The sequence below is a fragment of the Myceligenerans cantabricum genome (assembly GCF_054777735.1).
The window spans coordinates 167792-192021 of record NZ_BAAHAJ010000008.1 but is presented as its reverse complement, the minus strand read 5'-3'; the positions used below and the strand labels follow the sequence as shown (position 1 = coordinate 192021).

The following is a 24230-nucleotide window of genomic DNA, read 5'->3' as shown; positions in this document are numbered from 1 at the left end:
GCGTCAGGTTTTAGCGTACCGGACATGGACATCAAGCACTCAGTCGCCCTCGTCACCGGAGCGAACCGCGGCCTGGGCCGCGCCTTCGCCCAGCGCCTCCTGGAGCGGGGAGCCCGCAAGGTCTACGCCACGGCCCGCCGTCCGGAGACGGTGGACCTGCCTGGCGTGGAGGTGCTGCCCCTGGACATCACCGACCCCGCCTCCGTACGCGCCGCCGCCGAGGCCGCGCCCGACGTCTCGCTGCTGGTCAACAACGCAGGGATCCAGACGGGCACCGACCTGGTGACCGGCTCGCTCGACAGCGTGCGCCACGAGCTGGAGACGAACGTGCTCGGCCACCTGGGCATGATCCGGGAGTACGCGCCGGCGCTCGCTACGAACGGCGGGGGCGCGATCATGAACATCCTCTCCGCGATGTCGTGGTTCGGAGTCCAGGGTGCCAGCACCTACCACCTGACCAAGGCCGCCGCCTGGGCCATGACCAACGGCGTGCGCCGGGAGCTCGCCGCGCAGGGCACGCTCGTCACGGCCGTCCACCTCGGCCTGGCCGACACCGACATGTCCGCGGGCTGGGCCGTGGACAAGATCGCGCCGTCGGACCTGGCCGACGCGGCGCTCGACGGCGTCGAGGCGGGCTCCGCCGAGGTGCTGGCCGACCAGTGGAGCCGGGACGTCAAGGCCCGGCTGACCCTCTCGCCGGAAGAGCTCGACGCCGCGACGGACCGCGCCCTGGCGGCGCTGGCCGCGGCCTGAGCAGCCCCTCGGAGGGCTCAGCCGCCCGCCGCGAGGACCAGGACAGGCCGGGCCAGGTCCTGGCCCTTGCGGCGCGCGTCCTCGACCAGCGCGACGAGGTTCCCGGCCGGATCGATCGCGGCCAGCACGCCGGACCGGCCGCTCGGCCCGATCCACTGCCCGTAGCCCAGGGCGCGCGTCTCGGCGTCGTCGACGTCGCGCACCGGCAGGACGCCGCGGGCGGCGTCGGAGAGCGGGAGCGTGGCGAGGGTGCCGTCGTCGTCGGCCTGGGCCTCCATCGCCTCCAGCGTGCGGGCGACGTCGAGGCCGTAGCCGCCGACACGGGTGCGGCGCAGCGCGCTCAGGTGTCCGCCGGTGCCGAGCGCCGCGCCGAGGTCTCGCGCCAGCGCACGCACGTAGGTCCCGGACGACACCGTGACCCGCACGTCCAGGTCGATCACCGGAATCTCGCCGGCGCCGGTCCCGGTGTCCGGGGCGCCGGCGGCGCCGGTGCGGGTGTCCAGCACGTCGAACCGCGACACGGTGACGGGGCGCGCCGCGAGCTCGACGTCCTCCCCCGCCCGGGCACGCGCGTACGCCCGCCTGCCGTCCACCTTGATCGCGGAGACTGTGGTCGGGACCTGCATGATGTCGCCGGTGAGCCGGGCGACGGCGGCGCGGAGGTCGCCGTCGGGCACGTCGGCGGCACCGTCGGCCGCGACGACCTCGCCCTCGGCGTCGTCGGTGTTCGTGGCGACGCCGAGCCGGATCGTGGCGTCGTAGTCCTTGTCGGCGCCGACGACGTAGGTCAGGAGCCGCGTCGCCTTCCCGACACCGAGCACGAGCACGCCGGTGGCCATGGGGTCGAGCGTGCCGGCGTGCCCGACCTTGCGGGTCCCGGCCAGGCCCCGCGTCCGCGCGACGACGTCGTGGCTGGTCCAGCCGGAGGGCTTGTCGACGACGACGAACCCGTCGGGCGCCGTGGGGCGACGCGGCGGGCGCTCACCCTGCCCGCCGCGCGCTCTCCAGCCAGGGGCACCCCGACCACCGGGGGCCTCGTCGTGAGGATCCGCGGTCACAGCTCGTCGTCGTCCTCGTCCGCCTCGCGTGCCTTCTTGTACGGGTCGGCGTCGCCGGCGGGCTGCGCCCCCGAGCGGAGCGCCGCGAGCTCGGCGTCCCGGCGCTGCGCCTCCAGCAGCGCGGCGTCGAGGTGCGCCGCCGTCTCCGGCACGGCGTCGAGATGGAACTCGACGGTCGGCGTGAGCCGTACTCCCGTCTGCTTGCCCACCTCGCTGCGGATCATCCCGGTGGCGCTCTCCAGCGCGGCCGCGGTCCCGGCGCGGTCCTCGTCCGACCCGTACACCGTGTAGAACACCGACGCGTTCTGCAGGTCACCGGTCACGCGCACGTCGGTGATCGTCACGAACCCGAGCCGCGGGTCCTTGATCCGCGACTCCACCATCCCTGCCACGATCTCCTTGATGCGGTCGGCAAGCCGCCGCGCCCGAGGGTTCTCGCCCATGGTCTCTTTTCCTTTCCCACGCACTCCGGCGTTGAGTGCACGGTGCCGGTGGGGTTCAGTCGCCCGAACCCCACCGACCCCGTGCGCTCAACGCCGGATGTCTGTCGACGTCTCGGTCAGGTGCGCGGGATCTCGCGCATCTCCCACGTCTCGATGAGGTCACCCTCGGTGATGTCGTTGAACGTTCCGAGCCCGATACCGCACTCGAAGCCCTCGCGGACCTCCGTGGCGTCGTCCTTGAACCGCTTGAGCGAGTCGACCGTGAGGTTGTCCCCCACGACCTTGCCGTCGCGCAGCACACGCGCCTTGGCGTTGCGGCGGATCTCGCCCGACCGGACGATCGAACCGGCGATGTTCCCGAACTTCGAGGAACGGAAGATCTCGCGGATCTCCGCCGAACCGAGCGTGTGCTCCTCGTACTCCGGCTTCAGCATGCCCTTGAGCGCTGCCTCGATGTCGTCGATCGCCTGGTAGATGACCGAGTAGAACTTGACGTCGACGCCTTCGCGCTCCGCCAGGTCCTCGACCCGCTCGCCGTACTTGACGTTGAAGCCGAGGATCACCGCGCTGTCCACGGTGGCGAGGTTGACGTCGTTCTGCGTGATGGCACCCACACCACGGTGGATGACACGCAGCTCGACCTCCTCGCCCACGTCGATCTTGAGCAGTGCATCCTCGAGCGCCTCGACGGCACCGGACACGTCACCCTTGAGGATGAGGTTGAGGCTCTCGACCTTGCCCTTCTTGAGCTCGGCGTCGAAGTCCTCGAGGCTGATCCGCTTGCGGCGCTTGGCCAGCAGCGCGGCACGCTCGGCGGCCTGCCGCTTCTCGGCGATCTGCCGTGCCGTGCGGTCGTCCGGAGCCACGAGGAACGTGTCACCGGCGCTCGGCACCGACGTCAGGCCGGTCACCTGGACCGGACGGGCCGGGGTGGCCACGTCGATCGCCTCGCCGTGCTCGTCGATCATGGCGCGCACGCGGCCGTGCGCGGTACCCGCCACGATCGCGTCGCCGACCTGGAGCGTGCCCGACTGGACCAGCACGGTGGCCACCGCACCGCGACCGCGGTCGAGGTTCGCCTCGATCGCGACGCCGCGCGCGTCCTTGTTCGGGTTGGCCCGCAGGTCGAGCGCAGCGTCCGCGGTCAGCAGGACGGCCTCGACGAGGCTGTCGATGCCGATGCCCGGCTTCGCCGCGACGTCGACGAACATCGTGTCGCCGCCGTACTCCTCGGCCACCAGGTTGTACTCGGTGAGCTGCTGGCGGACCTTGGCCGGGTTGGCCCCGTCGACGTCGATCTTGTTGACGGCCACCACGATCGGCACTCCTGCGGCCTGCGCGTGGTTCACCGCCTCGATCGTCTGCGGCATCACGCCGTCGTCCGCCGCGACCACGAGGATCGCGATGTCCGTCACGTCCGCACCACGCGCACGCATGGCGGTGAACGCCTCGTGACCCGGGGTGTCGAGGAACGTGATGGCGCGCTCGACGCCCTCGTGCTCGTGGTGGATCTGGTACGCACCGATGTGCTGCGTGATACCACCGTGCTCGCCCGCGACCACATCGGTCTTGCGGACGGCGTCGAGCAGCTTCGTCTTACCGTGGTCGACGTGACCCATGACGGTCACGACCGGCGGGCGCGGCAGCTGGTCCTCGGCGGACTCGCCGGCCTCCTCGGCCTCCAGGTCGATGTCGAAGGCCCCGAGCAGCTCGCGGTCCTCCTCCTCGGCGGAGACCATCTCGATCACGTAGCCGAGCTCGACCGCCAGCGTGCCGAACGTGTCCTCGTCCAGCGACTGCGTGGCGGTGGCCATCTCACCGAGGTGGAACAGCACCGTCACGAGCGCCGCGGGGTTCGCGTCGATCTTGTCGGCGAAGTCGTTCAGGGACGAGCCCTGACGCAGCCGCACGACGGTCTTGCCGTTGCCGCGCGGGACGGAGACGCCACCGAGCGACGGAGCCTGCATCGCCTCGAACTCTTGGCGCTTCTGCCGCTTCGACTTCCGGCCCCGGACGGGACGACCGCCGGCCCGCCCGAAGGCGCCCTGCGTCGCACCGCGACCGCCGCCGCCACGACCGCGGAAGCCGCCGCCGGGACGACCGCCGCCACCCGGACCACCCGGGCCGCCGGGACCGCCGCCGCGGCCACCGGGACCACCACGACCGCCACCGCCACCGGGCCCCGGACGCTGTCCGGGACGCGGCATCGACGTCTTGCCGGGCATCATGCCCGGGTTCGGGCGCGGACCGCCGCCAGGACGCGGCGAGTCGGGGCGCGGGCCGCTCGGACGGGGACCGCCTGGACGCGGACCGCCGCCACCCGGGCGACCGCCGCCGGCGGCAGCACCGGGACGCGGACCGCCGGAGCGCTCCGTCTTGTCGCCGCCACCGCGGCGCTCGCCCGGACGCGGCATGCCCTGGCTGGACGCGAACGGGTTGTTCCCCGGACGCGGCGAGCCGCCGGACCTGTCGCCCCGGTCTCCCCGGTCGCCACCTTCTCTGGTCCCGCCGCCGGAGCGGCCGCCACCGCGGCGGTCGCCCGGACGCGGCATGCCCTGGCTGGTCGCGAACGGGTTGTTGCCCGGACGCGGGCCACGCCCGCCGGGCTTCGGCGCCGCAGGGCCGGGCTTCGGCGCCGCGGGGCTCGGCTTCGGCACCGCGGTGTCCGGCGCTGCCTTGGCGGCAGGAGCCTCGCTCGCCGCCGGTGCCTCCGCGGCCTGCGCCTGAGCAGCAGGTGCCGGAGCGGCGGGGGCGGGTGCCTCGGCCGGTGTCTCCGGCGCGGGCTTCGGAGCCGGCTTCGGGGCGGACTGCGCCCCGGGCTTCGGGGCCGGCTTGCCGCCCGGCTTCGGGGCGGACTTCGGCGCCCTCGGGCCGGACTTGGCCGACGCCTTCGCGGCGCCGGCATCGTCGAACTTGTCGCGCATGCGCCGCGCGACGGGCGGTTCGAGCGTCGAGGACGCCGAACGGACGTACTCGCCGGCTGACTTCAGCTCTGCGAGCAGAGTCTTGCTTTCCACTCCGAGCTCTTTGGCGAGCTCGTAGACGCGGACCTTTGCCACAACTCTCCTGTCTCGGTCCGTCCCGAGGCAGGGGCGAACCGCACTAGTACGAGGTACTCATCGCTGGGGACTCATCGGGTGCCCATCGGCTTCTGACCCGCTTTCCTGTCGACGAATTTCTGGTGCGGCCGGACGTTTCCGCGTCCGGTCGTGACTTCTTGCGGTCTGCTTCCCTCACAGCCCGAGGTGCTCCCGGAGCTCCGCCAGATCGATCGGGCCACCCGCACGCAGTGCACGCGGTATCGCCCGACGACGCTCGGCGAGCCCCAGGCAGTCCGCTCCGGGATGGAGCCAGGCTCCTCGCCCCGGCAGGCAGGCCCGCACGTCGACGACGATCCGGGGCTGCGCCGCAGCGGGATCCAGCACCACACGCACGAGAGCAGACCGCTGGTCGCGTCCCCGGCATCCGACACACGTCCGCACCGGGCCGGTCGGTGCAGAACACGACGGTGCCGAAGCAGAGGAGGACGAAGGCCGGGCTCGCGGCCCAGACTCGGTCAGTCTACCTTGCCCGTTCAACTGCCGTTACCGGTTCGGTGACACGTGAGCCGCGCCACCGTCCTCGGCCGGTGCGCCGCCCCCGCCCTTCCCCGGCACGTCGGCGGCTCCTTCGTCAGAGCGGATGTCGATGCGCCAGCCCGTGAGCTTCGCGGCGAGGCGAGCGTTCTGCCCCTCCTTGCCGATCGCGAGGGAGAGCTGGTAGTCGGGAACGACGGCGCGCACCGCACGGGCCGCCTCGTCCACCACCGTCACCGACGAGATGCGGGCCGGCGACAGCGCGTTCGCGACGAAGGTCGCCGGGTCCTCGCTCCAGTCGACGATGTCGATCTTCTCGCCGTGCAGCTCGGTCATCACGGCCCGCACGCGCGCGCCCATCGGGCCGATGCACGCGCCCTTGGCGTTCAGGCCGGGGACCCGGGAGACGACGGCGACCTTGGTGCGGTGACCCGCCTCCCGGGCGACCGACATGACCTCGACGGACCCGTCGGCGATCTCCGGGACCTCGAGCTCGAAGAGCTTGCGCACGAGACCGGGGTGCGTGCGGCTCAACGTCACCTGCGCGCCCTTCATTCCCCGCGCGACCTCGACCACGTACGCGCGCAGCCGCTCGCCGTGCTCGTACACCTCGCTGGGCACCTGCTCGTGGGGCGGCAGCACGGCCTCCGTGTCGCCCACGTCCACGAGCACCATGCGCGGGTCGCGGCCCTGCTGGATGACGCCGGCGACGACCTCGCCCTCCTTGTCGCGGAACGCGCCGAGCACCTGGTCGTCCTCGGCGTCGCGCAGACGCTGCACGATCACCTGGCGCGCGGTCGCCGTGGCGATGCGGCCGAAGTCGTGCGGGGTGTCGTCGAACTCCGGGCCGAGCTCGACCGGGGCGGGCGCCTCCGGGTCCTCCGGGTCGGTGTACGCCTCGACCTCCTCGCGCGCCCACACGGTGACGTGACCGCTGCTGCGGTCCACCTCCACGCGGGCGTGGCGGTACGCGCTCGGCGTGCGGTGGTAGGCGGAGAGCAGGGCCTGCTCGATCGCCGAGACGAGCACGTCCAGGCTGAAGTCCTTCTCGCGCTCCAGCATCCGGAGCGCGCTCATGTCGATATCCATCTCAGCCCTCCTCGTTGCGGCCCGGGGCCCCGTCGCGGGACCCCCGGGTCACGTCATCGTCGTCAGCACCAGAACTCTCGCTCACCGCAGCCCGGTCGGCATCCCCAGCTCCGGAACCGGCAGACTCGTCCTCCGGGCCGGGCAGCTCGGCCGCCTCGGGCCGCTTGAGCTCGACGTCCACCGTGCCCTTGCGGACCTCCGACAGCGGCACCCGCCGCGAGTCGTCGAGCACGACGACGGCGTCGTCCCCCTCGCCGGTCACGTCGGTGAGCCGGCCCGCCGCCGAGCCGCCGTCGGCGAGGGTCAGCGTCACGAGCCGTGTCCGGGCGCGCCGGAAGTGGCGCGCGGTGGTCAGCGCCCGGGAGGTCCCGGGCGTGCTGATCTCCAGGGTGTACGCGCCGGCGACGACGTCGTCCACGTCGAGCGCGGCGGACACCGCACGCGACACGTCGCCGAGCGTGTCGGAGTCCAGGCTGCCGACCTGCGTCTCGGGCAGGTCGACGGTGATCCGCACCACCGACCTGCTCCCGGCACGTGTGACCCGCACCTGCTCCAGATACAGATCGGCGTCGTCGACCACCGGTCCGACGATCCGGCGGACATCGTCCTCGTGCCGGCTCGCGGGCTGCGCCATCGTGTTCCTCCCGTCGGATCCCAAGAATGGGGTACCGCTCGAGTCAGGGCCCGACCGGTGTGCTGTTGTCTACTGCGCTCAGCCTACGATGCCGTGCGCACCAGGCGCAGACGAACCGGCGTGACGTCCGACGCAACCCGGACATGCGCAGGTTCGTCCCGCGGACGTGGCATCATCAGGCTCGATGAACCCGCACGCCCCGACCCCGTCGTCCCGCCGCACCGTGCCCGCGCGCGTCCGGACGGCCGCCGTGCTCGCCTGCGCCCTGCTGCTGAGCGGGTGCGGCGTACGTTTCGACGGGCCGCCGCCGACCGAGCCGGTGCCGGACCCGGTCGAGATCGTCCGCCGCACCGCGGTCGACGACGCGCTCCACGTGGCCGAGCAGGCCGAGGCCGTCGCGGCACGGGAGACGACGAAGGCCGCGGTGTCGGAGACGCTCACGGGCATCGCCGGGATCTCGCGGCAGCACGCGGAGCAGCTCGGCGGCGAGTACGAGTCCGGGCTGGAGTCCGAGCGGCCGAGCCCGTCGCCGTCCGACTCCCCCGAGGCGCCGGAGAACGCCGGCGAGGTGCTCACCACCCTGACGGACGCGGCCGCCCGCAGCGCCACGGCCGCCGACGTGTGCGAGGACGGGCCCCTGGCCCGCCTGCTCTCGTCGGTCTCCGCGGCGCAGACGCTGGCGGTGCGGCAGCTGGCCGACGCGACGGGCCGGAAGGCACCCTCGTACGCCGTCCCGACGGTCCCCGGTGCGGACGCGGGCGAGACCGTGCCGTCCTCGACCACACCGAGCCCGGACGCGGCCGACGACGACGCGGCGACCGCGGTGACGGCGTCGGCCCGCCCCACGACCGCGCCGATCGGGCTCTCGGAGGCGGACCTCGGCGCCCTCGTGCTGGCCGAGGACTCCACGGCGTACGCGCTCGAGGTCGGCGCCGCGAAGGCCGACGACGAGAGCGTGCGCGAACGGCTCGAGGACCGGGCCACGACCCATCGCCGGCGCGCGGAGGCCTGGGCGCGGAGCTCCGGGGTCGACGCGACGGACAAGGACCCGCGCCGCGCCGCCTACGAGCTCCCCGACCCGGACGCGGCCGGGAGGGACGTGCTCCTGGAGGCCGAGGGCGAGCTCGCCGCCGACTACGCGAGCATCGTCGGCCTCGCCGAGGTGAACACGCGCGCCACGGCGGTCGCGCTCCTCACCGACTCGGCGATCGAGCAGCGCGCCTGGGGCGCCGCGATGCTCCCGTTCCCCGGCCTCCCGGAGCAGACACCGGAGGCCTGAGGGCCGGACCCGCCATCGCCTCGGCGAGCCCGGCCCCTGTCAGGCTCCGGCGGTGAGCAGCGCCTCGACGTCGCACGTCACGCGGGCGACGGCGTCGTCCACCGCGACCTGCTCCGCCTCGCCCGCGCGCGGACGCACCTCCACGACGCCGTCCTTGAGCCCACGGCCCACGACGACGAGCAGCGGCGCGCCGAGCAGCTCGGCGTCGGCGAACTTCACGCCTGGGGAGACCTTGGGCCTGTCGTCGTACAGCACCTCCACGCCCGCGGCCACGAGCCCCTCGGCGATCCGCTCGGCGGTCTCGAAGACCTCGCCGCCCTTGCCGGTCGCGACCAGGTGCACGTGCACGGGAGCGATCTGCGCCGGCCAGGCGAGGCCCTTGCCGTCGTGGTTCGCCTCGGCGAGCGCGGCCAGTGCGCGGGTCACGCCGACACCGTAGGAGCCCATGGTGACGACGGCCTGCTTGCCGTTCTCGTCGAGCACGGTCAGGCCGAGGGACTCCGCGTACTTGCGGCCGAGCTGGAAGATGTGGCCCATCTCGATGCCGCGCGCGAGCTCCAGCGGGCCGGAGCCGTCGGGCGACGGGTCGCCGGCGCGCACCTCAGCCGCCTCGATCGTGCCGTCGGCGGTGAAGTCGCGGCCCGCGACCAGGTCGAACACGTGCTTGCCGGGCTCGTTCGCACCCGTGATCCAGCGGGTCCCGGCCACGACGCGCGGGTCGAGCAGGTAGCGCACCGCCGACCGCTTCTCGCCGTCCTCCCCCACGACCTGGGCGCCCTGCGGGCCCAGTGCCCGTGGGCCGATGTAGCCCTTGACCAGCTCGGGGTGAGCCGTGAAGTCCTCCGCGGTGGCAGGCTCCGCCTCGGCCGGGGCCACCGCCGCCTCGAGGCGCTTCAGGTCCACCTCGCGGTCGCCGGGCAGCCCGACGACGAGCAGCTCGCGCTCCCCGTCCGGGTGGCGCAGCGCCAGGACGACGTTCTTCAGGGTGTCGGCCGCCGTCCAGGCGCGATCGGGTCGCGCGTGCTGCTCGTTCGCGCAGGCGACGAGCGTGTCGATGGTCGGCGTGTCCGGGGTGTCCTCGACGTGCGCGGCGGGGGCGTCGTCGTACGCGAGCGGCTCGGGCACCGGCGTCGCCACCGCCTCGACGTTGGCCGCGTAGCCACCGGGCGAGCGCACGAACGTGTCCTCGCCGATCGGCGACGGGCTGAGGAACTCCTCGGACTTCGAGCCGCCCATGGCACCGGACATCGCCGACACGATGACGTACTCGAGGCCGAGCCGCGTGAAGATGCGCTCGTAGGCGTCACGGTGCTTCGCGTAGGCGGCGTCCAGGCCCTCGTCCTGCACGTCGAACGAGTACGAGTCCTTCATGATGAACTCACGCCCGCGGATCAGCCCGGCGCGAGGACGCGCCTCGTCGCGGTACTTCGTCTGGATCTGGTAGGTGACCAGCGGCAGGTCCTTGTACGACGAGTACAGGTCCTTGACCAGGAGCGTGAACATCTCCTCGTGCGTGGGCGCGAGCAGGTAGTCCGCCTGCTTGCGGTCCTGGAGCCGGAACAGCCCGTCGCCGTACTCGGCCCAGCGTCCCGTGGCCTCGTAGGGCTCCTTCGGCAGCAGTGCCGGGAAGTGCACCTCCTGGCCGCCGATCGCGTTCATCTCCTCACGCACGATCGCCTCGATCTTGCCCAGCACGCGCAGGCCGAGCGGGAGCCAGGAGTAGATTCCCGGGGCGGCACGGCGGATGTAGCCGGCGCGGACCAGCAGCCGGTGGCTGGCGACCTCGGCATCGGCCGGGTCCTCGCGCAGCGTGCGGACGAAGAGGGACGACATGCGAAGCAGGTCGCCCGGGCGAAGTGCGGATGACATGGGGGCAACTGTACTGGCGGGGACCGACATCTCCCACGCGATTCCGTGGTCCCCGGGAGGTCCTGCCGGGCGCCTGCCCTTGCCGGGCTCCGGCGGGCAGGGCGAAGATGGTGCACATGCCGGAGCTCCCCGAGGTCGAGGCACTGGTGCGGTTCCTCGGCGAACGCACCGCCGGCCGCCAGGTGGCGGCCGTGGAGGTGGGCAGCATCGCCGCGCTCAAGACGGTCGACCCGCCGCTGACCGCCGTCGTCGGGGCTCCCGTCCAGGGCTGGGCACGGCACGGGAAGTGGCTCGACCTGTCCGTGTCCGACGCCGCCGCCGCGGGGCCGCAGGGCCGGGAACCCGCGTCGTTGCACCTGGTCTTCCACCTCTCCCGGGGCGGGTGGGTGCGCTGGTCCGACACGCTGCCCGCGACGCCGGTCAGGCCGCGGCTGGGCGGCTCGGGCAAGGGCGCGATCACCGCGCTGCGGGTCCGGTTCGACGACGGCTCGGGGTTCGACCTCACCGAGGCGGGGACCCGCAAACGGCTCGCGGTGCACGTGGTCCGGCGGCCCGAGGACGTGGAGAGGGTGGCCTCGCTCGGCATCGACCCGCTGGACCCCGCGTTCACGGCCGAGGCGCTGGGACGGCTGCTCGGCTCGAAGAACCAGCAGATCAAGGGCCTGCTGCGAGAGCAGTCGGCGATCGCGGGGATCGGGAACGCGTACTCGGACGAGATCCTGCACGCGGCGCGGTGCAGCCCGTACCAGCTGACCCGGTCGTTCGGCCCGGAGGAGACCGCACGGCTGCACGGCGCGGTCGGGCAGGTGCTCGCCGGTGCGATCGAGGCGGCGTCGGGCAAGCCCGCCAAGGAGCTCAAGGACGCCAAGCGGGCGGGGATGCGGGTGCACGGCCGCACCGGAGAGCCGTGCCCCGGCTGGGACGGCACGCCGTGCGGCGACACGGTCCACGAGGTGCGGTTCGCGGACCGTTCGCTCCAGTACTGCCCCACCTGCCAGACGAACGGCCAGGTCCTGGCGGACCGCCGGCTCTCCCGTCTGCTCAGGTAAGGGAGCGGGGCGGGAGGTCAGAACAGGACCGTGGCGTACGTGCCCACCTGCTCGAAGCCCACGCGACGGTAGGTAGCGATCGCGCGCTCGTTATAGTTGTTGACGTAGAGGGAGACCACCGGGGCGATGCTCTCCCGCACCGCGCCGACCACCGCCGCCATCCCCGGCACCGACCAGCCCCTGCCCCGGAACAGCGGGTCCACCCAGACGCCCTGGATCTGTGCCACGGTGCCCGCGACGGCGCCGACCTCCGCCTTGAACGCCACGGTCTCGCGGCCGCGCGGCGTGGCCTCGGTGCGGATGAACGACCGGCCGTCGGCGATCAGCGACCGCACCCGCTGCACGTAGGGGCCGCCCCCGCCGGCGACCGGCGAGTACCCGACCTCCTCGGTGAACATCCGCACGCAGGCGGGCAGCACCATGTCGAGCTCGGCGATGGTGGAGCGCCGCAGGGCGGGATCGGGATCGGCGTCAGGCCTGCGGGTGATCGCCATCGACGGCTGGTCGACGCGGATCTCGCGCGGCGCGGGCCAGTGCGGCGAGAGCGCGTCCCAGAGCCCGAGGGCCGCCCCGCGCTCCCCCACGATCGAGCTGGACCGCCGGCCCTGGGCGCGCGCCATCGTGGCGAACGCCGTGTCCGCCGCGGTCCGGCACACCGCGTCGAGGGGCTCGGGCACCACGGGGACCAGGTTCGCGCCGGCCCAGCAGACCGCCTCGAGCGGGCCCTCGGCCGGAAACCCCCAGGCCTGGCCGCCGGCGGCCGTGAACCCCGCCCGCGTCGCGATCTCCAGCCGCGAGGCCGCGAGCACCGACGCCACGGGCTGCGTGTAGCAGATGGCGAGGGCCTCGGGCAGGTCCGCCGTGCCGAGCACGCGGGCGTCGGCGTCGGTGTCGGCCGCAGGCGCACGCCGCCCGCCACCACGAAGGTGGAGCGGGGTGCGCGAGGCGGCCATGAGCTCGGTGACCTAGCCGACCGACACCACGGGGGCGCCGGCCCGGGCGTCGTTCTCGGGGGCGGGCATGTCTTCGGCGATACGCATCGCCTCTTCGATCAGCGTCTCCACGATCATCGACTCCGGCACGGTCTTGACGACCTCGCCCTTCACGAAGATCTGCCCCTTGCCGTTCCCGGAGGCCACGCCGAGATCCGCCTCGCGCGCCTCGCCGGGCCCGTTGACGACGCAGCCCATGACGGCGACACGGAGCGGGACCTCCATGCCCTCCAGCCCGGCGGTGACCTTCTCGGCGAGCGAGTAGACGTCGACCTGGGCACGGCCGCAGGACGGGCAGGACACGATCTCGAGCTTGCGGGGCCGCAGGTTGAGCGCCTGGAGGATCTGGTTGCCGACCTTGACCTCCTCGACGGGCGGGGCGGACAGCGAGACCCGGATGGTGTCACCGATCCCCTGGCTGAGCAGCGCGCCGAAGGCGGTGGCGGACTTGATGGTGCCCTGGAACGCCGGGCCGGCCTCGGTCACGCCGAGGTGCAGCGGCCAGTCGCCGGCCTGCGAGAGCAGCTCGTACGCGCGGACCATGACCACCGGGTCGTTGTGCTTGACGGAGATCTTGAAGTCGTGGAAGTCGTGCTCCTCGAAGAGGCTGGCCTCCCACACCGCGGACTCCACGAGGGCCTCGGCGCTCGGCTTGCCGTACTTCTCCAGGAGGCGCTTGTCGAGCGACCCGGCGTTGACGCCGATGCGCAGCGAGACCCCGGCGTCGCGCGCGGCCTTGGCGATCTCCTTGACCTGGTCGTCGAACTTGCGGATGTTGCCCGGGTTGACGCGGACCGCGGCACAGCCGGCATCGATCGCCGCGTAGACGTACTTCGGCTGGAAGTGGATGTCGGCGATCACCGGGATCTGCGACTTGCGCGCGATGGCGGGCAGCGCCTCGGCGTCGTCGGAGGTCGGCACGGCCACCCGCACGATGTCGCAGCCCGACGCCGTCAGCTCGGCGATCTGCTGGAGCGTGGCGTTGATGTCGGTCGTCGGGGTGGTCGTCATGGACTGCACGCTGATGGGCGCGTCACCACCGACCTCGACCTTGCCGACCCGGAGCTTGCGGGTCTTCCGGCGCGGGGCGAGGACAGGCGGAGGTGCTTCTGGCATGCCAAGACTGATCGCGGTCACGGTGTCCAGTATCCACGCTGCGGGCGGCTCCCCGGCAACCCCGTGGCAGGGATCACGTGATCCGCACCGGATCCACCAGATCCGCGATGATCAGCATGCCGCCCAGCCCGAGCAGCGCGAGAAACACCACGTAGGTGACCGGGGTGAGGCGGGCGACGTCGGCCGGGCCGGGCCGGGGCAGGCCGCGCACCTTGTGCAGGAACCGCTTGAGGCCCTCGTAGAGCGCGTTGACCACGTGGCCGCCGTCGAGCGGGAGCAACGGGATGAGGTTGAACGCGAACAGGGCGATGTTCAGGCTGCCGAGGATCCCGATCGCCCACGCGACCCGGTCCGTCGTCTCGTCGAAGACGGCGAAGCCGTCGCCGAGCATGACGCCGACGCCGACGACGCTCTGGACCGAGTCGACGGACCGCTCCTCGTCCGTGAAGGCCTGGCGTGCGGTGTCGGCGATCCGGACAGGAAGCGTCGCCACCATCTTCATGGTCATCCAGGTGCCCTCGCCGACCGTCGGCAGCACCTGGGACCACTCTCCGCGGACCCGTTCCTGCAGCGGGCTGAAGCCGATGAACCCGGACTCCTCCAGCACGGGCCGGCCCGCGGCGTCCTCGTCCACCTGCTTGTCGACCGTCGTGGGCGTGACGGTGAGCTCCTGGACCGAGCCGTCCCGCTCGACCTGTACGGGCACCGACCGCGTGCCGGTGGCGGCGATGAGCCCGGAGAGCTGCTCCCAGTCCGTCACCACCGTGCCGTCGTACCGGGTGATGACGTCCCCGGGCTGGAGGCCGGCCGCCGCGGCCGGCACCGCCGTGCCGGTGCACTCGGGATCGTCGACGCTGGCCACCGTGACGGCGGCCGGGACGCACTCGGACACCTCGGCGACGGTGGTGGTGACCCGTTCCTGGCCGAACCCGACGATCAGGATCGCGAACATCACCGTCGCGATCACCAGGTTCATCACCGGCCCGCCGAGCATCACCACGATCTTCTGCCACATCGGCAGGTTGTAGAACGCGCGGTGCTCCTCGCCCGGCTGGATCTCCTCCGTGGACTGGTCCCGCGCGTCGGCGATGAGCTGGCTGAACATGCCCGTACCGCGCTTCGAGCCCTCCGGCGCCGGGGGCATCATGCCGACCATGCGCACGTACCCGCCCAGCGGGATCGCCTTGACGCCGTACTCCGTCTCCCCCTTGACCCGCGACCAGAGCGTGGGCCCGAACCCCACCATGTACTGGCTCACGCGCACACCGAACTTCTTGGCCGGCACCATGTGCCCGATCTCGTGCAGCCCGATCGACAGCATGATGCCGACGAGCAGGACGAGGAATCCGACCACCCAGGGAAGAATGCTCACGCCGGGAGCCTACGACACCTGTCTGGCACTTCCCTGAAGCCCTCGTGAAGGATTCGCGAGCCCACGCGGCGCCCCGGGGACCGGATGGTCCATGCGTGGCATTTCGTTGACCTTGTGATGGCACGCTGAATACGCTCCCAGTATGGCGGACATGACGGAATCGACCCTGCGGCGGCATCGCGCCCACCTGCCCGACAACCTGCAGCAGATCGTCGAGTCCCTCTTCTCGAGCGAGGCCTGGCTCAGCGCCGACCACGCCTCCCCCCTCGCGAACCGCCTGGGCGCCATGGGCATCGACATCCCCCGGCTGTGGGCGGCGCCCCGCTGGAACATGGGCGAGCGACGCGCGTCGCGGCGCCGGCACGTCGACCCCACCGACCCGCGCATCGCGCGCGCTGAGGAGCTCCTCCTCACGGTGATCGACCGGCCGAGCGGCCCCGTGCTGCTCGGCCTCTACCTCTGGTCGATCACCCACGACGCGTCCCAGCAGTCCGGCCGCCACAGCCGCGTCATCGCCTCGATCACCGGGTTCGTGCAGGCCTGGGAGGAGCACGGCGACCTGGTCGGCTGCGAGCACTGCCGCACCGAGTCCGCTGCCGTCGTCGCCCTGTGCCGCGCCCTCCTCGCGCGGCTCGACGTGGCCGGCGCCCGCAACTCCGGCAGCGTGTCGCGGTTCATCGGCAAGATCGACGCCGCCATCGCCGCCGCCCGCGCCCTTCAGTCCGCCGCTGCCCGGATCACCGACGACGACGCCCTGCGCCGCGCCCTCACGAACCAGGCGCGCTGGCGCCTCCGCTACTTCACCGCGCTGACCGAGGCGGCGTCCGCCGCCAGGGCGACCCTGGCGGGCGACTCCGGCGCGCTCGCCCCGGCCATCGAGAAGCTGCGCGACGTCGAACGGACCGGCGGCCTCAACTACATCCTCGCCAGCGAGCTGCGCGCCCACCGCGCCCACCTGGAGGCGCTCTGCGCCAAGGCGGAGTCCGACTGGCTGGTCCTGGACCGCTGCCGCACCGTCTACGTCTACCCGTTCGGCCTGCCCCAGGTCGACGGGCAGGCCGCCACGTCGACGGTCCGCAAGCTCGTCCACCATCCCCTGCCCTACCTGGTCGGCGCGCACGCCGCCTCGGTCCGCACCGCGCTCAAGCTGGACGACGTCTGGGACACGGAGGACCCGTTCGGCTCGTTCAACGGGGCGACGCTGAACATGCCGGACGTGGAGATCCGCCAGAAGGACGGGACCCGGGTCGCCTACCTGGCCTGCGAGATCCGGTTCGGCGACCTCGGGAACCACTACGTCCGCTTCCGGCAGGCGGGCGGGACGCTGGGGCCGCAGGCGGTGCGCGACACCCGCTACCTCATGTCCAGCCTGCACGACGACCTGGACATGAACTGGGTGCTGCACCAGCCCGACGGCAGCACGCGCCTCGCCCCGATCGTCGACAACTCGGGCTATCACCCGGTGCACCTGTTCCACCTCGCCTACCGCATCCAGGAGGCGATCGCCGCGCACTTCCGGCGCTCGGTCGAGGAGTGGCACCACCAGGACGCCCCACCGATCCGCACGGAGCGCGAGCTGAAGCTGCACCTGGCGCGGGGCCGGTCGCACGTGCTCACGTTCGTCTACGAGGCGAGCGCCGGCCACGCCGGCGCGCCCCGCGACCAGCGCCGCACCGTGGCCAGCGCCGACGAGCTGCTCGCCACCTACGGGCACCAGCCCCTGCTGCAGCCTGTCCCGTTCAACACGACCTCGCTCGTCGACTGGACGCTCCCGCAGCGCCCGCCGCTCATGCTGGAGGGGGTGCGCAACGTCGGCGACCTGGTCGCGGTCACGCCGAACGCCACGACGGTCGCCCTGTTCGGCTCGGCACACTTCAAGATCGTGCAGTACGGCTCGCTGCTGGAGTTCGTCGCGAGCCTGAGCGGCATGCTCGGGGCGTGGAACACCCGGCTCGCGGAGTACGTGAACGACGTGGAGGTGATGCTCCGGCAGCAGGCCGAGCCCGACACCGCCCTGGAGACCCTCGCGGACAGCACCGAGCGCCTGCGCGACCAGCAGCTCCGTCTGCACCGGTTCAGCGGGCGCGCCCGGCGTGCCCTGTCCGTCGTGAACTCGCCCACCATGCTGGCCTCGGCCACCGAGTTCCAGCAGATGGCCGAGCTGATGCAGGCGTTCGACGTCACCCGTCAGGCGGAGGAGCTCAACCGCCGCATGCGCGAGCTGCTCGCGGAACCGATCGCGGCCCGGCTCACCACGGTCCGCCGGCAGTACGAGGAGCGGGAGGCCGTGGCGCAGCGCCAGGTCCTGGAAGGCCTCACCGTCGCGGTGTCCGCGTTCGCGTTCCTCACGGTGTTCCACACGATCCTGGAGATCAGCCTCGAGGCCACCTCCTGGCGGGGAGATCTCCCCGTCATCCTGGCGATCGGGGCGAGCCTCGTGACGGTGGTCGTCTCCGTCGCCCTGTTCTTCCTCTGGGTCGGCCGGACCCGCCGCACCCCCGGCTCCACGGTCGATCGCGCCCTGCGGCTGTTTCACATCTCGGGCGGGTCCACGATCCGCCGCTAGCCGGCGACGACGGCGCGCGCACGGCCGCGCGCCCAGGCGTCCGCCGCGAGGACACCGTCGACGGAGCCGGCGTCGCCCGGCTCCGCGGCGTGCGCGTCGACGACCTCGGCCACCGTGTCGACGATGTCCGTGAAGCGGAGCGCACCGTCGTGGAAGGCGTCCACGCACACCTCGTTCGCGGCGTTGTAGACGGCCGGGAAGGTGCCCGCCGCCTCACCCACCTGGCGGGCGAGGCGCACCGCGGGGAACGCGTCGTCGTCGAGCGGGCCGAACTCCCAGCTCGCGGCGCGGGTCCAGTCGATCGGCACGTCCACGTCGTCGAGCCGGTCCGGCCACGACAGGCCGAGCGCGATCGGGACGAGCATCCGCGGCGGGCCCGCCTGCGCGATCGTGGACCCGTCGACGAACTCGACCATCGAGTGGATCAGCTGCTGCGGGTGCACCACGACGTCGATCGCGGAGAACGGGACGTCGAACAGCAGGTGCGCCTCGATCACCTCGAGTCCCTTGTTGACGAGGGTCGCGGAGTTGGTGGTGATGACGCGCCCCATCGAGAAGTTGGGGTGCTCCAGGGCCTGCGCCGGGGTGACGTCGCGCAGCTCGGCGCGCGACCTGCCCCGGAACGGCCCGCCCGACGCGGTCACCACGAGCCGCCGCACCTCCGCCGCGCCGCCGGACCGCAGCGCCTGGGCGATCGCGGAGTGCTCGGAGTCGACCGGGACGATCTGGCCGGCCTGCCGCACGGCGGCCTTGACGAGCGCGCCGCCGACCACGAGCGACTCCTTGTTGGCGAGCGCCAGCGCGGACCCGGCGTCCAGGGCGGCCAGCGTGGGGCGCAGCCCGACGGAGCCGGTGATCCCGTTGAGGACGACGTCGGCCCCGCCAGCCGCGAGCTCGGTCGCGGCCGTGGGGCCGGCGAGCACCTCCGCACCGCCGGCCCCCGCGGCGGCGAGCGCCTCGCGCAGGTCGTCCGCGCGGGCGGCGTCGGCCACGCCGACGACCCGCACGCCGAGCTCGGCCGCCTGCTTCGCCAGGCCTGCCACGTCGCCGCCGGCGCTCAGCGCGTCGACGCGAAAGCGGTCGGGGTGCCGACGGACGACGTCGATCGCCTGCGTGCCGATGGAGCCGGTGGAACCGAGGATGGTGACGCTGCGCACCGGCCCATCTTCCCAGACCGGCGGGGTGGCGGTGCGCCGGGCGGCGGCTACCGGGACCCGCCGGCCGGCGCCGCGGCGGTCAGCGGGGCGCAGGCCTCGGCCAGCACGGTGAGAGACAGGTTCAGGTCGTCGCGGTACCGGTCGCCGTGCAGCACGACGAGGTCGCGCCGGATGGCCACGGCCTCGGTCGCGTGCTCCACGGCCGCCTCGGTCCGGCCGAGCGCCCGCTCGAGCGACGCGCACGTCGAGGAGGCCCGCGCGAGCTCCGGGCGGAAGCGGGCCGGGTAGCGCGCGGCCAGCGCGTGCAGCAGGTCCAGGGCCTCGCGGAGCAGCTCGGCGGCCTCGGCGGTCCGGCCGAGGTCCCCGTACGTCGCCCCCAGGTTGATGCAGGCGGTGGCGAGGTCGGCGCGGTACCGGGCCGGGTCCTCGCCGGCGAGGCGGCGCAGGATGAGGACCGCCTCCTGCGTCGGCTCCACGGCCCGGGCGGGCCGGCCGAGGTCGGAGTGGCGCACGCCGAGGTTCGACAGGGAGCGCGCCAGGTACTGCTCGTACCGTTCGGGCGCGCCGGACGCGAGGTCGCGGCGGATCGCGAGCGCCTCCTCCTCCAGCGGGAGCGCCTCGGCGTACCGGCCCAGGCGGGAGCAGGTGACGCCGAGGTTGGACAGGGACGAGGCCAGCATGGAGGTGAACGTCCGGGAGTTCTGGCGGGCGAGCCGGCGCCGGACGGCCAGCGCCTCGGTCTCCAGGGTGTAGGCGTGCTGGGTGCGTCCCAGTCCCGACAGGTGCGCGCCGAGCTGGGCGAGCGACATCGCGAGCTCCCCGTCGTAGCGCTCCGGCTCGGCGGCGGCCAGGTGGCGGCGCAGCTCCAGCGCCTCCGTCTCGGCCACGATGGCCTCTTTCAGGCTGCCGAGCTCGGCGAGCACGTAGCTGCGGGTCGACAGCGTGGAGGCGAGCTGCGGGTCGACGTCGACGGCGTGCCGCCGGGCGACCCGCCGCCAGAGCTCGAGCGCCTCCGTCGAGGCCTCCAGCGCCTCGATCGGGCGGCCGCGGTCGACGAGGGCGAGCCGGCCGAGCAGCGCCCACCCGAGCTGCGCCTCGAACTGGACCGGGTCGCGCTCCACGAGCCGGCGCAGCACCGCCACCTCCTCCAGCCCGGTCTCCTCGTGCTCCGCGTACCGGCCCAGGTCCTGGTTCGTGGCGGACAGGGACCGCAGCACCCCCGCCAGCTCCGGCTCGGTCCACTCGGAATCGCCGGGCAGCGCGCCGCGCAGGATCGTGAGGGCCTCGGTCAGCACGACGAGCGCGTCCGTGTACCGGCCGAGGCCGTGCCGCGCGGCACCGAGGCCGCTCAGCGCGCGGGCGAGGCAGCGGTCGTAGCGGGCGGGGTCCTCGGCGGCCACGGCGCGCCACGCGGCGACCGCCTCCCCGCCGACCTGGAGGGCTTCCCGGTGCCGGCCCAGGGCCGACAGCGCCCAGGTCCGGTGCGTGAGGGCGTCGGCCCACGACGACGGTGCGGTGTCCAGGTCGAGGATCCGCGCGGTGAGCGTCTCGGCCAGGCCGCCGGGCAGGGCCGGGAGCTGCGGGAGCAGGTGCAGGAGTCCGGCGAGCGCCTCGTGGTCGGCAGGGGTCTGGACGACGACGCGCCGCAGGACCGCGTCCACCGGCGGGTGCTCGGCCCCCGGCGGCGGGTCGACCTGGATGGCGCAGACGATCACCGCGACCCGGTGCGCCAGGGCGGCCGGGATCCGGTCGGTCCAGCGGTCGGCGGACCAGGGCGTGACCGTCAGGCGCCGCGCGACGTGCTGCTCGATCATGCGGTGCGGCATGGCCGCCCCGATGTCTCCCGCCGCACCGGACAGCCCGCGCAGCCAGGCGACGCCGTCGTCGGTGGCGAGCACGGGTGCGGTCCGGCGCAGGGCCTCCCGCGCGGCGGCGTCCGAGCCGGTGCCGAGCAGCATGCCGGCCGCGACGGCGTCGTCGACCGCGTCGGTGGGGAGGCCCGCGCGGGCCGCCGCGGCCGCCCATCGGGCGCGCTCCTGGTCGAGCAGGGCGCCGAGCGCGCGTGCCGGGTCCACCACGGGTGCGGCGGGTCCCGCGGCCGGAGCGGGCGGCGAGCCGTCGGCGCCCGCCGCGACGGCGACGAGCGCGGCGGCGTGCAGGTCGAGCGGGCAGGTGCGCTCCGCGGGCTGCCGCACGGTCAGCGACGGAGCCGGGACGCCCAGCCGGCGTGCGAACGCCCGTGCCGCGTGCTTCACGACGTCCTGCTCGTCCTGGTCGCCGGGCGGGGCCAGGTAGGTGTGGGAGGTGCGCACGTCGTCGCCGGCCCACAGCTCGCTGGCCCAGCGCAGCCGGTACCACCACTCGCGGCCGGTCCGGGCGAGCAGCAGCACCCGCAGCCTGCCGCCCGCCGTCCGGTGCAGACCGTCGAGGATCGCGGCGAGGTCGGTGCGCGAGGCGGCGTCGTCGACGATCACGAGTGCGCGTCGGGCGGCGGCGACCGCCGCCAGCGCGGTGGTCCGGTCGTCACCGGGCCGGACCCACGCGCAGCGCCAGCCGGACCGGGCCAGGCGGCGGGCGGTCTCGACCGCGAGGCGGGTCTTGCCGACGCCACCGAGGCCGGTGGTCAGCCGTACCTGGACGGGCTCCGGGTCCCGGCACCAGTCCAGCAGCTCGGCCAGCTCGGCGTCCCGGCCGGTGTACGGGACCACCCGCTGCCCCGGGTCGAGGAGAGCGACCAGCCTGCCGTCGTGCGGGCCCGCCGGCGGCGCACCGGGGCCGACGGCGCCGGAGATGCGCCGCCATGCCGTCCGCGCCCGCTCGAGACCCCGGAACTTCCCGTCGTCCGTGTCCACGCTCATGAAGCACAAGTGAACGCCCGTCGCGCCCCGGTATCCAACGCTGTGCGTGATGCGGTCGGGGCGCTCCTGCACAGATTTCAGATTCTTGCTCGTTATCTCACCATTCAGGCGACGAAACGGATCAAAGGATACCCTGCACTCCCAACGCTCACCTTGCGGTTGAACTTGAGGCGATCTAGCGTCTCGGGCATGAGCGTTGATACCCGCCCGAGACCGAGAAGGGCGGCAGCCTCGGCGATGAGCAGCACGCTCGTCGCGGTGACCGCCGTCGCCGCCGCGATCACGACCGCCGTCGTCCCGGTGAGCGTCGCGCCCGGCGCGGCCGCCCACCCGACGGGAGCCCGCGCCACCGCCCACGCGGCCGGCGCGCACACGAACGGCGCGCGGGCCGCGAGCGCCCTGGCCGCCGAGAAGGACGGCTCCGGCGCCCCGGTCCACCGTGTCTACGCGACCCGCGAGGGCCTCGTGGGCCACACGACCGCGAACGGCCACCGCATCCGCAAGAACGACCACTTCGTCGCGCTGCCGTCGGGGCGCTCGCTCTCCGCCGAGTGGCAGGGGACCCACTCCGTGCGCGTCTGCGTCGCGGGGACCACGCGCTGCGAGTACGCGCCCGTCTGGGACGTGGGCCCGTGGAACGTCGACGACGACTACTGGAGCATGCCCGCCACGCGCGAGCGCTTCCCGGACGTCGCCCAGGGCACCCCGCAGGCGGATGCCGCGTACCACCACGGCCACAACGGCGGCAAGGACGGCTTCGGGCGGGAGGTCAGGAACCCCGCCGGCATCGACCTCGCCGACGGCACCTTCACCCACGGGCTCGGCCTCACGGACAACGCCTGGGTCGACGTCACCTACCTCTGGCGCGGCGACGGCCCGACCGGCACCATCCGCACCGGCAAGGGGTCGCCGCTCAACGTCCGCTCCGGCCCCGGCACCAGCTACGCGAAGTCGGGCACGGCGGCCGCGGCGGCGCAGGTCACCATCCAGTGCACCGTGTGGGGCGAGTGGGTCGACGGGTACCTGGGCAGCACCCCGCTGTGGAACAAGATCGGCCCGGGGCACTTCGTCTCGGACGCGTACACGCGCACCGGCACCGGGAGCCCCGTCGCTCCCCCGTGCTGAAGCCCGTGCCGAGGCCTGTGCGAGCCGGACCATAGACGCTGTAAAGGCCCCGTAGCGGTAGCGAGCGACCCCATGGGCGATCACGCAACGGGTCTCGAAGCGGTAACGAAATGCTGCGCGGACCGCTCCGGCGGGACAGGCGGGCGCGATGCTGTCAGCGGACGATGTTTTCGCAGGTCAGATGCCATGAATGCGGGGTCCTCGACCGCGCGGGCGCGTGCGCGCGAGGCCACCGACACCCCGGATCGATAGTCGTTGAGAACCCGGACGGCATCGGCATAGGGTCAAACCAATTCCAGGCAAACCCGAATCGGCGCGTCAGCGCGGCGCGCCACGTGCAACCGAAAGGTCGTGGCCACATGGCCCTCCGACGCAAGAACACTCTGCTCGCCCTGTCCGCGATCGGCGCCCTCACGCTGGCCGGCTGCGGGGGCGGTAACGATACTGGTGAAGAGGGCGAGACCGGCGGCGACACCCTGACCATCGGGATCGCCAACGAGCAGCCTTACGGCTTCATGGGCGACGACGGCGAGGCCGCGGGCTTCGATCCGGAGATCGCACGCGAGGTGCTCGGCACCATGGGCTACGCCGAGGAGGACCTCGAGTTCAAGGTCGTCGAGTTCGGCCAGCTCATCGGCGGGCTCCAGGCTCAGCAGTTCGACCTCGTCGCGGCCGGCATGTACATCAATGCGGAGCGCAAGGAGCAGGTCCAGTTCTCCGACCCGGACTACTGCACCAAGGAATCGTTCGCCGTCGAGCAGGGCAACCCGGAGAACATCGTCGACTACCAGTCGTTCGCCGAGAACTCCGACCTGACCATGGCCGTGGCCAGCGGCACGGTCGAGGTCGGCTACGCCGAGGACGCCGAGGTCTCGGACGACCAGCTCAAGCCGTACTCCGGCATCGACCAGATGTACGACGCGCTCGCGGCCGGTGAGGTCGACGCGGTGAGCGGCACCGCCGCCACCGTCAACGGTCAGGTCAACAGCCGCGACAGCGTCGAGTCCGTCGAGTCCTTCATCCCCAAGGACGCCGCGGGCGAGGAGACGCTGCCGTGCGGCGGGTTCGCCTTCCGCCTCGACGACACCGAGTTCCGCGACGAGTTCAACACCGAGCTCAACGCGCTGCGCGAGGACGGCACGACGACGGACATCATCACCTCCTTCGAGGACTCCGACGGCAACCCGTACTTCACCCCCGAGGACGTCGAGCTGGCCAACGGACTCACGGTTGACGACTTCACGAAGTGACGAGCCTGACGTGACGCGGGCTCCGGGGGCTGCTCGACAGCTCCC

18 protein-coding genes are annotated in these 24230 nt (G+C 73.1%); 6 read left to right on the top strand and 12 right to left on the bottom strand.

All coding sequences use genetic code 11. The features are described from left to right. Positions 1-24 precede the first annotated feature (24 nt). Positions 25-753: an SDR family oxidoreductase gene (locus tag ACYU96_RS08070; RefSeq protein WP_460751370.1), complete on the top strand. Its 729-nt coding sequence runs from the start codon at positions 25-27 to the stop codon at positions 751-753. 17 nt (positions 754-770) lie between these two features. On the opposite strand, the gene truB is transcribed toward ACYU96_RS08070, so the two are convergent. The 6 genes from truB to ACYU96_RS08040 all read right to left on the bottom strand — a co-directional run bounded on the left by truB (position 771) and on the right by ACYU96_RS08040 (position 7552). Continuing rightward, positions 771-1811: a tRNA pseudouridine(55) synthase TruB gene (gene truB, locus ACYU96_RS08065; protein ID WP_460751368.1), complete on the bottom strand. Its 1041-nt coding sequence runs from the start codon at positions 1809-1811 to the stop codon at positions 771-773. Next, positions 1808-2254 (bottom strand): 30S ribosome-binding factor RbfA, encoded by a 447-nt coding sequence (rbfA, locus tag ACYU96_RS08060; protein ID WP_460751365.1) that lies wholly within the window; start codon positions 2252-2254, stop codon positions 1808-1810. The genes truB and rbfA overlap by 4 nt, the downstream gene beginning before the upstream one ends. Before the next feature lie 116 nt (positions 2255-2370). Next, positions 2371-5313 (bottom strand): translation initiation factor IF-2, encoded by a 2943-nt coding sequence (infB, locus tag ACYU96_RS08055; RefSeq protein ID WP_460751361.1) that lies wholly within the window; start codon positions 5311-5313, stop codon positions 2371-2373. A 174-nt stretch (positions 5314-5487) separates the two neighbouring features. Next, positions 5488-5736 (bottom strand): YlxR family protein, encoded by a 249-nt coding sequence (locus tag ACYU96_RS08050; RefSeq protein ID WP_460751358.1) that lies wholly within the window; start codon positions 5734-5736, stop codon positions 5488-5490. Positions 5737-5838: 102 nt separating this feature from the next. Beyond that, the gene (gene nusA, locus ACYU96_RS08045) at positions 5839-6918 is read right to left on the bottom strand and encodes a transcription termination factor NusA (protein ID WP_460751355.1); all 1080 of its coding nucleotides are present in this window, start codon (positions 6916-6918) and stop codon (positions 5839-5841) included. 1 nt (position 6919) lies between these two features. Further along, positions 6920-7552, bottom strand: a complete 633-nt coding sequence (locus ACYU96_RS08040) for a ribosome maturation factor RimP (protein ID WP_460751353.1) — start codon at positions 7550-7552, stop codon at positions 6920-6922. Between the two features lie 184 nt (positions 7553-7736). On the opposite strand from ACYU96_RS08040, the gene ACYU96_RS08035 reads away from it, so the two are divergent. Further along, positions 7737-8831, top strand: coding sequence for a DUF4439 domain-containing protein (locus ACYU96_RS08035; RefSeq protein ID WP_460751350.1), 1095 nt, complete (start codon positions 7737-7739; stop codon positions 8829-8831). Positions 8832-8870: 39 nt separating this feature from the next. Here the strand turns inward: ACYU96_RS08035 and ACYU96_RS08030 are convergent, their stop codons facing one another. After that, on the bottom strand, positions 8871-10700 hold the full coding sequence (locus tag ACYU96_RS08030) for a proline--tRNA ligase (protein WP_460751347.1): 1830 nt from the start codon (positions 10698-10700) through the stop codon (positions 8871-8873). 116 nt (positions 10701-10816) lie between these two features. Between ACYU96_RS08030 and ACYU96_RS08025 the strand changes: the two genes are divergently transcribed. Then, positions 10817-11749 (top strand): DNA-formamidopyrimidine glycosylase family protein, encoded by a 933-nt coding sequence (locus tag ACYU96_RS08025; RefSeq protein WP_460751345.1) that lies wholly within the window; start codon positions 10817-10819, stop codon positions 11747-11749. Between the two features lie 17 nt (positions 11750-11766). Here the strand turns inward: ACYU96_RS08025 and ACYU96_RS08020 are convergent, their stop codons facing one another. The 3 genes from ACYU96_RS08020 to ACYU96_RS08010 form a co-directional block, all read right to left on the bottom strand. After that, positions 11767-12702, bottom strand: a complete 936-nt coding sequence (locus tag ACYU96_RS08020) for a GNAT family N-acetyltransferase (RefSeq protein WP_460751342.1) — start codon at positions 12700-12702, stop codon at positions 11767-11769. A gap of 12 nt (positions 12703-12714) precedes the next feature. Next, a complete protein-coding gene (ispG, locus tag ACYU96_RS08015; protein ID WP_460751339.1) occupies positions 12715-13857 on the bottom strand; it encodes a flavodoxin-dependent (E)-4-hydroxy-3-methylbut-2-enyl-diphosphate synthase in 1143 nt (380 codons plus the stop codon). Between the two features lie 73 nt (positions 13858-13930). Then, on the bottom strand, positions 13931-15229 hold the full coding sequence (locus tag ACYU96_RS08010; protein WP_460751337.1) for a M50 family metallopeptidase: 1299 nt from the start codon (positions 15227-15229) through the stop codon (positions 13931-13933). 151 nt (positions 15230-15380) lie between these two features. On the opposite strand from ACYU96_RS08010, the gene ACYU96_RS08005 reads away from it, so the two are divergent. Beyond that, positions 15381-17795 carry a hypothetical protein gene (locus ACYU96_RS08005; RefSeq protein WP_460751334.1) on the top strand — a complete coding sequence of 805 codons (2415 nt, stop codon included), beginning with the start codon at positions 15381-15383 and terminating at the stop codon, positions 17793-17795. Here the strand turns inward: ACYU96_RS08005 and dxr are convergent. Both dxr and ACYU96_RS07995 read right to left on the bottom strand, forming a co-directional pair. Next, positions 17792-18952, bottom strand: coding sequence for a 1-deoxy-D-xylulose-5-phosphate reductoisomerase (gene dxr, locus ACYU96_RS08000; protein WP_460751331.1), 1161 nt, complete (start codon positions 18950-18952; stop codon positions 17792-17794). The two genes, ACYU96_RS08005 and dxr, sit on opposite strands and share 4 nt — an antisense overlap. A 47-nt stretch (positions 18953-18999) precedes the next feature. After that, on the bottom strand, positions 19000-21810 hold the full coding sequence (locus ACYU96_RS07995; RefSeq protein WP_460751328.1) for a tetratricopeptide repeat protein: 2811 nt from the start codon (positions 21808-21810) through the stop codon (positions 19000-19002). Positions 21811-22047: 237 nt separating this feature from the next. Between ACYU96_RS07995 and ACYU96_RS07990 the strand changes: the two genes are divergently transcribed. Together ACYU96_RS07990 and ACYU96_RS07985 are read left to right on the top strand one after the other, a co-directional pair. Next, a complete protein-coding gene (locus ACYU96_RS07990; RefSeq protein WP_460751325.1) occupies positions 22048-22935 on the top strand; it encodes a hypothetical protein in 888 nt (295 codons plus the stop codon). A gap of 359 nt (positions 22936-23294) precedes the next feature. Beyond that, on the top strand, positions 23295-24185 hold the full coding sequence (locus ACYU96_RS07985; protein WP_460751322.1) for a transporter substrate-binding domain-containing protein: 891 nt from the start codon (positions 23295-23297) through the stop codon (positions 24183-24185). The last annotated feature ends 45 nt before the right edge of the window (positions 24186-24230 follow it).

Coding starts and splice junctions, on each gene's coding strand:
- ACYU96_RS08070 (WP_460751370.1), top strand. CDS start 25: ATGGACATCAAGCACTCAGTCGCCCTCGTCACCGGAGCGAACCGCGGC.
- rbfA (WP_460751365.1), bottom strand. CDS start 2,254: ATGGGCGAGAACCCTCGGGCGCGGCGGCTTGCCGACCGCATCAAGGAG.
- nusA (WP_460751355.1), bottom strand. CDS start 6,918: ATGGATATCGACATGAGCGCGCTCCGGATGCTGGAGCGCGAGAAGGAC.
- ACYU96_RS08040 (WP_460751353.1), bottom strand. CDS start 7,552: ATGGCGCAGCCCGCGAGCCGGCACGAGGACGATGTCCGCCGGATCGTC.
- ACYU96_RS08035 (WP_460751350.1), top strand. CDS start 7,737: ATGAACCCGCACGCCCCGACCCCGTCGTCCCGCCGCACCGTGCCCGCG.
- ACYU96_RS08030 (WP_460751347.1), bottom strand. CDS start 10,700: ATGTCATCCGCACTTCGCCCGGGCGACCTGCTTCGCATGTCGTCCCTC.
- ACYU96_RS08025 (WP_460751345.1), top strand. CDS start 10,817: ATGCCGGAGCTCCCCGAGGTCGAGGCACTGGTGCGGTTCCTCGGCGAA.
- ACYU96_RS08020 (WP_460751342.1), bottom strand. CDS start 12,702: ATGGCCGCCTCGCGCACCCCGCTCCACCTTCGTGGTGGCGGGCGGCGT.
- ispG (WP_460751339.1), bottom strand. CDS start 13,857: ATGCCAGAAGCACCTCCGCCTGTCCTCGCCCCGCGCCGGAAGACCCGC.
- ACYU96_RS08005 (WP_460751334.1), top strand. CDS start 15,381: ATGACGGAATCGACCCTGCGGCGGCATCGCGCCCACCTGCCCGACAAC.
- ACYU96_RS07995 (WP_460751328.1), bottom strand. CDS start 21,810: ATGAGCGTGGACACGGACGACGGGAAGTTCCGGGGTCTCGAGCGGGCG.
- ACYU96_RS07990 (WP_460751325.1), top strand. CDS start 22,048: ATGAGCAGCACGCTCGTCGCGGTGACCGCCGTCGCCGCCGCGATCACG.
- ACYU96_RS07985 (WP_460751322.1), top strand. CDS start 23,295: ATGGCCCTCCGACGCAAGAACACTCTGCTCGCCCTGTCCGCGATCGGC.